The 12359-nt window shown below is 71.1% G+C and carries 10 protein-coding genes; 7 read left to right on the top strand and 3 right to left on the bottom strand.

All coding sequences use genetic code 11. The features are described from left to right. Positions 1 to 82: 82 nt before the first annotated feature. Complete coding sequence (locus ACFYW5_RS31880; protein WP_389420597.1) at positions 83 to 334, bottom strand: helix-turn-helix domain-containing protein; 252 nt, start codon at positions 332 to 334, stop codon at positions 83 to 85. Between the two features lie 32 nt (positions 335 to 366). On the opposite strand from ACFYW5_RS31880, the gene map reads away from it, so the two are divergent. After that, positions 367 to 1137 carry a type I methionyl aminopeptidase gene (gene map, locus ACFYW5_RS31875; RefSeq protein ID WP_389420596.1) on the top strand — a complete coding sequence of 257 codons (771 nt, stop codon included), beginning with the start codon at positions 367 to 369 and terminating at the stop codon, positions 1135 to 1137. Between the two features lie 122 nt (positions 1138 to 1259). Beyond that, positions 1260 to 3809 carry an ATP-dependent Clp protease ATP-binding subunit gene (locus ACFYW5_RS31870; RefSeq protein ID WP_389420595.1) on the top strand — a complete coding sequence of 850 codons (2550 nt, stop codon included), beginning with the start codon at positions 1260 to 1262 and terminating at the stop codon, positions 3807 to 3809. On the opposite strand, the gene ggt is transcribed toward ACFYW5_RS31870, so the two are convergent. Then, positions 3810 to 5606: a gamma-glutamyltransferase gene (gene ggt, locus ACFYW5_RS31865; protein ID WP_389420594.1), complete on the bottom strand. Its 1797-nt coding sequence runs from the start codon at positions 5604 to 5606 to the stop codon at positions 3810 to 3812. It abuts the gene before it with no gap. Between the two features lie 82 nt (positions 5607 to 5688). Between ggt and ACFYW5_RS31860 the strand changes: the two genes are divergently transcribed. Together ACFYW5_RS31860 and ACFYW5_RS31855 are read left to right on the top strand one after the other, a co-directional pair. Beyond that, a complete protein-coding gene (locus ACFYW5_RS31860; protein ID WP_389420593.1) occupies positions 5689 to 6447 on the top strand; it encodes a hypothetical protein in 759 nt (252 codons plus the stop codon). A gap of 116 nt (positions 6448 to 6563) precedes the next feature. Continuing rightward, the gene (locus ACFYW5_RS31855) at positions 6564 to 8117 is read left to right on the top strand and encodes a CocE/NonD family hydrolase (RefSeq protein WP_389420592.1); all 1554 of its coding nucleotides are present in this window, start codon (positions 6564 to 6566) and stop codon (positions 8115 to 8117) included. Between the two features lie 322 nt (positions 8118 to 8439). Here ACFYW5_RS31855 and ACFYW5_RS31850 read toward each other — a convergent pair whose 3' ends face one another. Further along, positions 8440 to 8880: a DUF6278 family protein gene (locus ACFYW5_RS31850; RefSeq protein ID WP_389420591.1), complete on the bottom strand. Its 441-nt coding sequence runs from the start codon at positions 8878 to 8880 to the stop codon at positions 8440 to 8442. A gap of 156 nt (positions 8881 to 9036) precedes the next feature. Here ACFYW5_RS31850 and ACFYW5_RS31845 point away from each other — a divergent pair, with 156 nt between their 5' ends. The 3 genes from ACFYW5_RS31845 to ACFYW5_RS31835 all read left to right on the top strand — a co-directional run bounded on the left by ACFYW5_RS31845 (position 9037) and on the right by ACFYW5_RS31835 (position 12358). Then, a complete protein-coding gene (locus ACFYW5_RS31845) occupies positions 9037 to 10341 on the top strand; it encodes a radical SAM/SPASM domain-containing protein (RefSeq protein WP_389420590.1) in 1305 nt (434 codons plus the stop codon). A 136-nt stretch (positions 10342 to 10477) separates the two neighbouring features. Beyond that, positions 10478 to 10639 carry a hypothetical protein gene (locus tag ACFYW5_RS31840; RefSeq protein WP_250079159.1) on the top strand — a complete coding sequence of 54 codons (162 nt, stop codon included), beginning with the start codon at positions 10478 to 10480 and terminating at the stop codon, positions 10637 to 10639. A gap of 249 nt (positions 10640 to 10888) precedes the next feature. Continuing rightward, positions 10889 to 12358 carry a coproporphyrinogen-III oxidase family protein gene (locus ACFYW5_RS31835; RefSeq protein ID WP_389420589.1) on the top strand — a complete coding sequence of 490 codons (1470 nt, stop codon included), beginning with the start codon at positions 10889 to 10891 and terminating at the stop codon, positions 12356 to 12358. The last annotated feature ends 1 nt before the right edge of the window (position 12359 follow it).

Raw genomic sequence — 12359 nt, 5'->3', positions numbered from 1 at the left:
TCAACGTCCTGTGGGCTCTGATCCGTGACCGACGGTGTTACGAAGTGACACCCCCAGCGACTACGGCAGCTTGACAACAGCATTAGGAAGCGACCGGTGCGCACAGCCCCGCCAGCTCGTCCATGGAGAGGCCGAGCACTCGCGCCAGTGCGGCCACCGTGAAGAAGGCCGGAGTCGGGGCCCGGCCGGTCTCGATCTTGCGGAGAGTCTCGGCGGAGAGACCGGCGCTCGCCGCGACCTCCGCCATGCTGCGGCCACCGCGGGCCTCGCGGAGCAGCCGCCCGAGCCGCTCACCGCGCTCGCGCTCTTCGGGGGTCAAGGGGTTACGGACCATGCCCCCATACTAATACCGGTATAGTAATTGGCATGGTGGAACTGAAGACGGACACATCGATCGATGCCATGCACGAGGCCGGCCAGGTCGTCGCCCGCGCCCTGACAGCCGTACGAGAAGCCGCTGACGTGGGCGTTTCCCTGCTGGAGCTGGATGAGGTGGCGCATGCCGTCCTCCGTGAGGCGGGGGCGTCGTCCCCCTTCCTCGGCTACCGCCCCTCCTTCGCCCCGACGCCCTTCCCCGCGGTCATCTGCGCCTCGGTGAACGACGCGATCGTGCACGGCATCCCGACCGCCTACCGCCTGCGCGACGGCGACCTGGTCTCCATCGACTGCGGCGCGAAGCTCGGCGGCTGGGCCGGTGACTCGGCGATCAGCTTCACCGTGGGCCGGCCGCGCCCGGCGGACCTGCGCCTGATCGACACCGCCGAGCGCGCCCTGGCGGCCGGTATCGAGGCGGCCGTGGTCGGCAACCGCATCGGCGACATCGCCCATGCCGTCGGCACGGTCTGCCGCGCGGCCGGCTACGGCATCCCGGACGGCTTCGGCGGCCACGGAATCGGCCGCCAGATGCACGAGGACCCCTCGGTCCCCAACGAGGGCCGCCCCCACCGGGGCCTGCCCTTGCGCCACGGCATGGTGCTGGCGATCGAGCCGATGCTGATCGCGGGCGGCACGGACGGATACCACGAGGCCCCGGACGGCTGGACCCTCAAGACGAACGACGGATCGAGGGCGGCCCACACGGAACACACGGTGGCGATCACGGACAGCGGCCCCCGGATCCTGACCGATCGGGGTTAGGCAGACCCCCGTCCGCGGGCGCCCTGCACATGCCCACCGCCCATATCCGTGCCAACCTGACATAAGCGCACCATGTCCGGGTTACCCGACTCCGGTACGTCGTCAACGAAGGTACGGAACCGATGACCAACGGCTTCAACGGACCGGAGGGCTACGGCGACCCCTTCGGCGAATTCCTGGCCCGATTCTTCGGCGGCCCCCGCCCCGGCCCCCGCCAGATCAACATCGGCCAGCTGCTCAGCCAGCCGGCCCGGGAACTCGTCCGCGGCGCCGCCCAGTACGCCGCCGAACACGGCAGCCGGGACCTGGACACCCAGCATCTGCTCCGCGCCGCGCTCTCCGCGGAGCCCACGCGCACCCTGCTCAGCCGGGCCGGGGCCGACCCGGACTCGCTGGCCACGGAGATCGACGAGCGCTCGGGCCCGGTCCAGCACCCGCCGGGCGAGGTCCCCCCGCCGACGTCGCTGTCGCTCACCCCGGCCGCCAAGCGCGCCCTGCTCGACGCGCACGACCTGGCCCGGGCCCGCGGCACCGGCTACATCGGCCCGGAGCACGTACTCAGCGCCCTCGCCGCGAACCCGGACTCCGCCGCCGGGCACATCCTGAGCTCGGCGCGCTTCAGCCCCGCCGGCGGCCTGCCGCCCGAGGTGCCGGACACCGCGCCGCGGCCCGAGCGGCCCCGGGCCGCGGACACGCCCACCCTGGACAAGTACGGCCGCGATCTGACCGAACTGGCCCGGCAGGGCCGGATCGACCCGGTGATCGGACGGGACGAGGAGATCGAGCAGACCATCGAGGTGCTCTCCCGGCGCGGCAAGAACAACCCGGTGCTGATCGGCGACGCGGGTGTCGGCAAGACCGCCGTGGTGGAGGGGCTGGCGCAGCGGATCGCGGACGGGGACGTCCCGGACGTGCTCAGCGGGCGGCGCGTGGTCGCGCTGGACCTGACGGGGGTCGTCGCGGGCACCCGTTACCGCGGTGACTTCGAGGAGCGCATGACCAACATCGTGGGCGAGATCCGCGCCCACTCCGACCGGCTGATCGTCTTCATCGACGAGCTGCACACCGTGGTCGGCGCCGGGGGCGGCGGCGAGGGCGGTTCGCTGGACGCGGGGAACATCCTCAAACCGGCTCTGGCCCGCGGGGAGTTGCACGTCGTGGGCGCCACCACGCTGGAGGAGTACCGGCGGATCGAGAAGGACGCGGCGCTCTCCCGGCGCTTCCAGCCGATCCTGGTGCCCGAGCCGACCGCGGCGGACGCCATCGAGATCCTGCGCGGCCTCAGGGACCGCTACGAGGCCCACCACCAGGTCCGCTACAGCGACGAGGCGCTGGTGGCCGCCGTGGAGCTGTCCGACCGGTACCTCACCGACCGCCGGCTGCCGGACAAGGCGATCGACCTGATCGACCAGGCCGGTGCCCGGGTACGGCTGCGGGCGCGCACCAAGGGCACGGACGTACGGGCCATGGAGCGCGAGGTCGAGCAGCTGGCCCGGGACAAGGACCAGGCGGTCGCGGACGAGCAGTACGAGCTGGCCACGCAACTACGGGACCGGATCGTGGAGTTGAAGCAGCGGATCGCGGACGCCGACGGCAGCGGCGCGGCCGACGAGGGACAGAACCTGGAAGTGACCGCCGAGGCCGTCGCGGAGGTCGTGTCACGGCTGACCGGCATCCCGGTGGCCAGCCTGACCGAGGAGGAGAAGGACCGCCTGCTGGGGCTGGAACAGCATCTGCACGAGCGGGTGGTGGGCCAGGACGAGGCCGTGCGGGTGGTCTCCGAGGCGGTGCTGCGTTCGCGGGCCGGGCTCGCCAGTCCGGACCGGCCGATCGGCAGCTTCCTCTTCCTCGGGCCGACCGGCGTCGGCAAGACCGAACTGGCCCAGGCGCTGGCGGAGGCGCTGTTCGGCAGCGAGGAGCGCATGGTCCGGCTGGACATGAGCGAGTACCAGGAGCGGCACACCGTCAGCCGCCTGGTGGGCGCCCCGCCCGGCTACGTCGGCCATGAGGAAGCGGGACAGCTCACCGAGGTGGTGCGCAGGCACCCGTACTCCCTGCTGCTGCTCGACGAGGTGGAGAAGGCGCACCCGGACGTCTTCAACATCCTGCTCCAGGTGCTGGACGACGGGCGGCTGACCGACTCGCAGGGCCGCACGGTGGACTTCACCAACACCGTCATCGTCATGACCAGCAACCTCGGCTCGGAGGCGATCACCCGGCGCGGCGTGGGGGTCGGCTTCGGCGCGGGCGGTGAGGAGGCGGACGAGGAGGCGCGGCGGGAGCGGATCCTGCGGCCGCTGCGCGACCACTTCCGGCCCGAGTTCCTCAACCGCATCGACGAGATCGTGGTGTTCCGGCAGCTCGACCCGGACCAGCTGCGGCGGATCACCAATCTGCTGCTGGACCGGACGCGCAGGCTCATGCAGGCGCAGGACGTCGCGGTCGAGTTCACCGCGCCCGCCGTCGACTGGCTGGCCGCGCGCGGCTATCAGCCCGAGTACGGTGCCCGTCCGCTGCGCCGCACCATCCAGCGCGAGGTCGACAACCAGCTGTCGCGGCTGCTGCTGGACAACCGGGTCGCCGGGGGCGGCCGGGTGACGGTGGACGTCGAGGACGGACGCCTCGCCTTCCGCGCGGTGGCGCGGGACGCGGCACCCGCCCCCGAGCTGTGACTACGGCACCGGGTGCACGACCATCGCGGAGCCGCCGCCCCGGCGTACCTTCTCGGCGGCGGCGAGCCACTTGCCGCCCGGCAGCCGCTGTACGCCGGTGGCCGCGCCGATCTCGGGATTGAGCCGGAAGCCGTGCCCGATCGACTCCAGCTCCGCCCGCAACGGGCTGTTGTACAGCCCGGGTTCGAGCTCGGTGGTCGTCTGGTTGCGCTGGCTGGCCCGGGGCGCGGCGATGGCGTCGACGAACGGCAGGCCCCGGTCGAGGTGGCCGGTGAGGGTCTGGAGCACGGTGGTGATGATGGTGGCGCCGCCGGGTGAGCCGAGGGCCACGACGGGCTTGTCGTGCTGGTCGAGGACGATGGTCGGGGCCATGGAGGAGCGCGGGCGCTTGCCCGGTCCCGGCAGGTTGGGGTCGTGGACGGCCGGGTTGGCGGGGGTGAAGGAGAAGTCCGTCAGCTCGTTGTTGAGCAGGAAGCCCCGGCCGGGCACCGTGATGCCGCTGCCGCCGGTCTGCTCGATGGTGAGCGTGTACGAGACGACGTTGCCCCACTTGTCGGCGACCGTGAGATGGGTGGTGCTGTCGCCCTCGTAGGTGGTGGGGGCCGCGGTGCCGCCCGCGGCGCAGGGTGCCGGACGGCGCGGGTCGCCCGGGGCGAGCGGGCTGGTCAGCACCGCGTCGTCCTTGATCAGGCACTCCCGTGAGTCGGCGTACCGCTGGGAGAGCAGTTCCCTCGTCGGTACGTCCTCGAAGGCGGGGTCGCCGACCCAGCGCCCGCGGTCCGCGAACGCGATCCGGCCGGCCTCGATGGAGCGGTGCAGGTACTGGGCCTCGCTCGCCTTCGAAAGGTCCGTGCGCTCCAGGATGTTGAGGGCCTCGGCGACGGTCGTGCCGCCGGAGGAGGAGGGCGCCATGGAGTAGACGTCCAGGCCCCGGTAGGAACTCTTCGTGGGCGCCTGGGACTTGGTGCGGTAGGTGGCGAGGTCCCGGGCGGTGAGGTCGCCGGGGCGGGCGTTCCAGCCGGAGGCGGGGTCGACGGGCGGGTGGTTGACCGTGTCGACGATGTCCTCGGCGAGGTCGCCGCGGTAGAGCGCGCCGGTTCCCTTCCGCGCCAGTTCGGCGTAGGTGCGGGCGAGATCGGGGTTCTTGAAGGTGGACCCGACCACCGGCAGCTCGCCGCCCGGCAGGAACAGCTCGGCGGTGTCCGGGAAGTAGCGGAACCGGGTCTCGTTGGCGGCGGTCTGCGCGCGGAAGGTCGCGTCGACGGTGAAGCCGTCCCGGGCTAGCCGCTCGGCGGGCTTCAGCAGCGTGCCGAGGCTCTTGCTCCCCCACGTGTCCAGCGCCCGGCGCCAGGTGGCGGGCGTGCCGGGCGTGCCGACGCTCAGTCCACTGCTGACGGCCTCGGCAAAGGGGATCGCCGTTCCGTTCTCCAGGAACAGCCCCGAGTCCGCGCTGGAGGGGGCGGTCTCACGGCCGTCGATCGTGCGTACCGTACGGGACTTGGCGTCGTAGTAGACGAAGTAGCCGCCTCCGCCGATGCCCGCGGAGTAGGGCTCGGTGACCCCGAGCGCGGCGGCGGTGGCGACGGCCGCGTCGACGGCGTTGCCGCCCTTTCTCAAGACCTCGATCCCGGCGGCGGAGGCGTCCGCGTCGACGCTCGCGACGGCACCACCGTGGCCGACGGCGACGGGGACCTTCTCGACGGCCGGGCCGGAAGCGGCGGGCGGCGCCGCCCCCACCGACACCACGGCGGCCGAGACCGCGAGGACCGACAGCTTGTGTGCGACGGAAAGACGCATCCGCACCTCCAGTCAGGGACCGTTCGCGCAGCCTAATGGATGGACATGCCCCCGTCAGGAGCACCGGCTAGCATGCGCGCCCATGAATGACGACCTGCGCAACATCGTCCTGGGTGTGGTCGCGGCCGGCCTCAGCGCCGCCCTCGGCTGGGTGGCCCGCACCTACTTGTACAAGCGCAAGCTCCGCCGCAAGCAGGCCTTCTTCGGGCTGCCCGACAACTCCGAGTCGCTGCTCGTGGTGAACCGTGAGGCGGGCGGGCCCGAACTCACCGTGATGCGCCACGATGTGTTCGCGCTGCTCGAACTGGCCGCGCTGATCAAGGACTGCAACGCGCACGCCCAGGTCGTCGCGCACGACGCGGCTCAGCAGGGCTTCGGTGAGCGCACCGAGTTCTGCGTCGGCGGACCGGCCTCCAACCGCCGGATGACCGCCCATCTCGCGTCCCTGCTGCCCGGCATACGGGTCAATGTGGACGCCGAGCCGGGACCGGACCGGGGTGCCTTCCAGATCGGCAGCGAGCGCTACCGGATGGATCCGGGCCGGGGCGAGTACGTCATCCTGGCCCGGCTCACCGCGGGCCAGGGCGCGGGCTCGCGTCCGGTGTTCCTCTTCTGCGGACAGCGGGCGATCACCAACCAGGCCGCGACCCGCTATCTGGCCCGCAACCACGAACGGCTGTCCCGCAGACACGGCAACCACTCCTTCGTGCTGCTGCTGAAGGTCGTCAACTCGCAGGCGTACGGCCCCGATGTGGTGGAGTTGGTGGCGGACGTGACCCGGGAGGCGCAGTCGCCGCTGCCGACAGCGGCGGTCGCGCGCAACTCGCACCGCGCTTCCTGAGATCGTTCACTCACCGGCAATCGTTACTCCCACGTAACTTACCGACGGGTTACCCACGGTAAGAGCCCGAGGTTACCGTCGGGTCACTTTGCACTGACACGAGTGAGGAGTGACCTGTGGGATCTCGCACGGCTCTGCGCACCACCGCCGCGGGCATCGTCTCGGCGACCCTGATCGCCGGCATCGGCCCGGTCGCGTCCGCCGCCACGGGCGGGCTCCGCTTCGTCGACATCACCGGCGACGGCGGGACGACGCTCAAGGCGAACGTCATCACCCCGGCCGGCGCCGACGGCACGCGCCGCTACCCGCTGCTGGTGTTCCCCACGAGCTGGGGCATGCCCCAGGTCGAGTACCTCGCCCAGGCCCGCAAGCTCGCCGACTCGGGGTACGTCGTGGTCGGTTACAACGTCCGCGGCTTCTGGCAGTCCGGTGGCGAGATAGAAGTGGCGGGCCCGCCCGACGTGGCCGACGCCTCCCGGGTGATCGACTGGGCGCTCGCCCACACCCCCGCCGACGCGGAGCGGATCGGCATGGGCGGGGTGTCGTACGGGGCGGGCATCAGCCTGCTCACCGCCGCGCACGACGAGCGGGTCAGAGCGGTCGCGGCCCTCAGCGGCTGGGCGGACCTGATCGGCTCGATCTACTCGGGGCGCACCCAGCACACCCAGGCCGCCGCGCTGCTGGACGGCGCGAGCCTGGTCACCGGCCGGCAGAGCGCCGAACTCAGAGAGATCTTCACCGCCTTCCAGTCCTCCGACCTGAGCAAGGAGGACATGATGCTGGCCTGGGGGAAGAAGCGCTCGGCCACGACGTATCTGGACCGGCTCAACGACCACGCCCCGGCCGTGCTGCTCGCCAACGCCTGGGGCGACTCGGTCTTCCCGCCCAACCAGTACGCGGACTTCTACGAGAAGCTCACCGGCCCCAAGCGGCTGCAGTTCCGCCCCGGCGACCACGCCACCGCCGAACTGACCGGGCTGCTCGGCCTGCCCAACGACGTCTGGACCGACACCGAACGCTGGTTCGACCACCACCTCAAGGGCGAGGACAACGGCATCGACCGCGAACAGCCGGTCCGGCTCAAGTCCCGTTCCCAGGGCGGCTACGAGGGCTACCCGGATTGGAAGTCGGTCGGCGCGACGGACCGGAAGATCGCCCTCGCGGGTTCCACCACGATCCGTACGAACGTCAACTCCGGTGCGGACGGCGGGCTCGTCCTGCTCTCCGGCCTGCTCGACCAGATCGCCCAGGTGCCGCCGATGGCCTCCATCCCGCTGCTCCCCCGCCGCTGGGCGGCCGTGTGGCAGTCGGGGACGTACGCAACGGCCCAGCAGGTGCGCGGCACGGCCCGGCTGCACACCACCCTCACCCCGACCGCGGAGAGCGGCACCCTCATCGCCCACCTGTACGACGTGGGCCCGCTCGGCCTGGGGAAGCTGGTCAGCAGCGCGCCGTACACCTTCCACGGGCGTGCGCCCCACCAGCCGTTCGGCGTCGATCTGGAGCTGTTCTCCACGGCCTACGACGTCCCGGCGGGGCACCGGCTGGCCCTGGTCGTCGACACGGTCGACCCGCTCTACGCCGAGCACAACCCGACCGGCGCGCAGCTGACCTTCTCCTCACCGGCGAACGACCCGTCGTACGTGTCGGTCCCGTTGCGCGAGCAGTGATCTCCGGCTGCCGCCGGGCGGGTATGGCTCTGTGACTGCCGCCCCCTGTGGTCGAGGGGCCGTAGGGGGATCCCACTAGGCAGCGCCCCGGCCACGGTGACCGCTACGGGGACGAACCGCCCATCGTAGTGGAGGCTCGGCGCGCGGCAGGTGCCGGGCCGACGTCACGCAGATCGATCAACGGATCGAGAACCATGCCCAGCCCTACTCACTCTCAGCTGTGTCGTGGTTGCCGCAACCTACCCAGACAATAGGGGAGTTAGAGGACGACACGCACTTTTCGGGCATTAGCCGTATTTAAGCCGCGGCTCGGGCCAGGGCTTCACGCCTCCGCGACCTCCGCGTAGAGCTGCGACAGCTCGGGCGCACCGCTGGCGGCCCATTCGTGCCCGGAGGCGACGACATCGAACTCGCGCCCCGAGGAGAGCCGTACGACCGGCTGGCCGTTGGACCAGATCTCCCAGCGCGCGCCCGGGACCGTCCGCACGATGACCGTGCCGAGGTAGAGCCCCGCGTCGTTGCCCAGCCAGGCCAGCACCTCCTCGTCGTCCCGCCAGCCCGGGAGCAGCTGGTCCAGGGCCTCCAGCGAGGCCGCGGAGTCGTCGAGCCGGACCCCCTCCCGGGCCGCCTGGGAGCGGAGCAGATCGCACTCGGCGAGCAGGTCGGCGATGCCCTCGTGCGTGTCGTCGCCGTCGGAGAACACCGCGACGCCGAAGGCGGGGCCGCGCCGTCTGCGCCGGCCGCCCAGGAAAGGGATGTTCATACGCTCAGCCTCGCACCGACCATGCCACCGGCACCACCGGCGCGCGGAAACCAGCCACCCGGAAACCTCTTGCCAAAGCTTATTCATGCTCCGTAGAGTTCATCAGGTCATGAGTTCAACGGATGTTGACTTTGGCCTTCCGGGAGGCGGGGACCCGTGCGGAAGATTCCATTCCAGGTGAACGAGGGTGGACTGGTCGCCCTGCTGCCCAACGGTCATGTGGAGTTTCTCGCCGACTCGGCGCGTCCGCTGATCCTGCGTCACAACGCCGGACGGCCGGTTTCGGCCGAGGAGTTGATGACCCACACGCTCAGCGATCCGCTGGTGACCCTGGACCGGTTCCATCTGTCCGCCCCAGCCATCGCGTTCGTGGAGACCACGAATCTGTGCAACCTGCGCTGCAAGCACTGTTACGCGGACTCCGCGCTCAAGCGCCCCGACGAGATGTCCACCCCGCGCATCAAGGCCCTGCTCGACGAGTTCGCCGAACTGGGCGTGCTCCAGGTCTTCCTGACGGGGGGTGAGATCTTCTCCCACCGGGACGCCGTGGAGATCATCCGGTACGCCCGCACCAAGCCGTTCAGCACCCAGATCTTCACCAACGGCCTGCTCATCACCGAGGAGCGGCTCGCGGCGATCCCGCCGGGCCAGTCGTTCTTCATCAGCTTCGACACCGCCGACCCCGAGCGCACCGTGCGCGGTCGGATGGACTTTCCCAAGCTCCAGAACGCCTTCGAGATGATGCGCCGGCACGGCCATGTCTTCCGTACCGCGATCTCCGTCCACCGCAACAACATCCAGGACGCCGAGGAGATCTTCGAGTGGTGCGCGGAGCGGGGCTACCCCCGGCCGCAGTGGCTGGAGACCCACCCCGTGGGCCGCGCCCTGCTCCACCCCGACATGCTGTTGCGCCCCGAGGACGTCGACGAGGTCTTCGAGGTCTACCGGCGGTGCATGGAGCGGTACTCCAGCGGGCCCGACATCGAGCCGGAGGGCACCGCCGGCACGGCACCCGGCGGGCGCGCCGCGGACGAGATCCGCGGGGTGGACACCATCCAGTTCTGCCAGCGCCTGGAACGCGCCGTCGGCCAGGAGAAGTGCGGCCGCTCGGTCGTCTACGTCAACAGCCGCGGCGACGTCTACCCGTGCAGCAACTGCATGTCGGGACAGCTGCACCGGGCCGGGAACCTCGCCGAGCGGTCCTTCGCCGACATCTGGGAGACCGGCTTCGACGCCTTCCGTGACATCCGGTTCAGCGACCACACCGTGTGCGGGAGCTGCCCGGTGGCCGCGGAGGACCTCTGGTGCCAGTTCCGGTGCCCGCCGCTGGCCCGCAACCTCACCGGTGACCCGAAGGGGTGCGGTGCCACCGAATACCTCCAGGAGTTCATGCTGCGCGCCGGCCGCTACTGGCGGGAGCGCAAGCGACGCGACGTACGCCTGACTCTCACCCCGCGTTAGCCGCGGCCGCACCGGCCGCGTGCCGACCGCGCCCGGCGGCCTCGCCGGGCCCACCGACCCCGCTCCCGATGTCGTGAGCGGGCCCCGTCCGCGGGCGGCGCGACCGCTGCCGCCCCTCATCGAAGGGAACACGGACATGCCCGAAGAGAAGAAGGTCATCCGCATCCACCTCGAGCCCGGCCAGGAGGGCGTGACGCTCAGCGCCGTCGGGGCCGCCTCGGCCACCGCGCCCAACGAGACGCTCCTGGTGGAGGCCACCAACATCACCGAGGCCACGGTCATCGAGGTCGAGGTCTGACCCACCGCAGTGGCGAGACGGACCGGAGCGCAGCAGGACCCCCCGGGCTCGTAGAGGGACGGGCTCGCGGAAGAGCGCTCGAGGGACCCCTGGAACCGTCGAGGGACCGGAACCGGGGACGAGCGCTGCACGGCCTTCCCGGCCCGTGAGGGACGGGCCGGGAAGGGCCGCGCGAACGTCATGCGCGGCGTGACCGACGAGCGGGGCCCAGGCCCTGTGGGCCCAGCCCGGACAGGAGACGAGGTCGCGATGAGCACAACTGCTTCAGCCGGCACCACCGCCGTGCGCCCCGGCACAGGACTCGCGCGGCTGCTCCAGGAGAACCCGGCCCTCAGGATCGGCCAGGACGACTACAACATCAACGTGACGGCCAACTACGGCGACCGGCTCGACCCCGACGAAGTCGCCGACGCCCTGCGCGCCCATCCGGGCGCCGGCCGGCCCGCGCACCTGTACTTCCATGTGCCGCTGTGTGCGTACATCTGCCACTTCTGCAACTACGTCAAGCGCAAGATGCCCGGCGGCGCGGAGGGCGAACACGCCTCCCGGCTCTGGACCGACCTGCTGCTGGAGGAGTCCGAGCGGCGGCTGGCGCACGCGCCCTGGCTCTCCGGGGCCCGGATCGAGTCGGTCTACCTGGGTGGCGGCACCGCCTCCCTGCTGGGCACCGAGCAGTTGGCGCGGCTGGTCGAGCACATGCGGGCCGACTACGCGCTGACCGACGACTGTGAGATCTCGCTCGAGGGCAACCCCGACAACTTCCTGCACGACGAGCTGGCCGAGGCCTGCGCGATCGGCTTCAACCGGTTCAGCGTGGGCGTGCAGTCGCTGCAGAGCGAGGTCAACGCCTTCGCCGGGCGGGGCCACGACGCGGAGATGTCGCTGCGCGCGATCGAGAAACTCCGGGCGACCGGGCGGCCGTTCAACGTCGACATGATGTTCGGGCTGCCCCATCAGACGCCCGAGAAGGTCGCCCACGACATCCGCACGCTGATCGACCTCGATGCCCCGACCATCACCATCTACCGGCTGCGCAACGCGGACCGGGCGAAGATGGGGATCGGCAACCGGGCGCTGTGGAACGTGGAGAGCGTCCGCGACCGGCTGCGCGAGGAGCATGCCTTCCCCGGCCTCGACGAGACGTACGAGATGCGCGAGGCCATCGTGGAGCTGCTGCTCGACGGCGGCTACCACCCGAGCCCGTGCGGCTGGTGGAACCGGCCCGGCATCTACCCGGACGGCAACATCCCGCGGGTCTCGCGCAACAAGTGGCAGCGCCACGACTCGATGATCGCCTACGGCCCCGGCGCCTACGGCTGGCTCACCGGCGACGACGACACGGTCGTCCAGACCCACAACATCGCGGACATCAGCGGCTACGCCCGGCATCTGCAGAACGGCCCCGGCCTGCCGCTGGCGTTCGGGCGCAGGCTGGCCGGCGCGGAGTCGATCGGGATGGTCCTCGGGTTCGCGTTCAAGGCGAACCAGCCCATCGACGCGGCGCGTTTCCGGCGCCGGTTCGGCATCGAGCTGTTCCACGACGAGCCGTTCGCCGGGGTGTTCACCGAGCTCCTTCAGCGCGGGCTCGTGGAGCCGGTGCCGGGGGCCGCGGAGAGCGTCGTGCCCACGCTGGACGGCGAGGCCCTGCACGAGGAGATCATCAGTGTCTACTTCCACCAGCGCATCGGCTCCTTCGCCGAAGCAGTCTGCCGGAGGTGAG

The organism is Streptomyces sp. NPDC002779 (assembly GCF_042888685.1).
Taxonomy (GTDB): domain Bacteria; phylum Actinomycetota; class Actinomycetes; order Streptomycetales; family Streptomycetaceae; genus Streptomyces.
The sequence above is the reverse complement of the archived record's forward strand: the minus strand, read 5'-3'. Positions and strand labels throughout refer to the sequence as shown.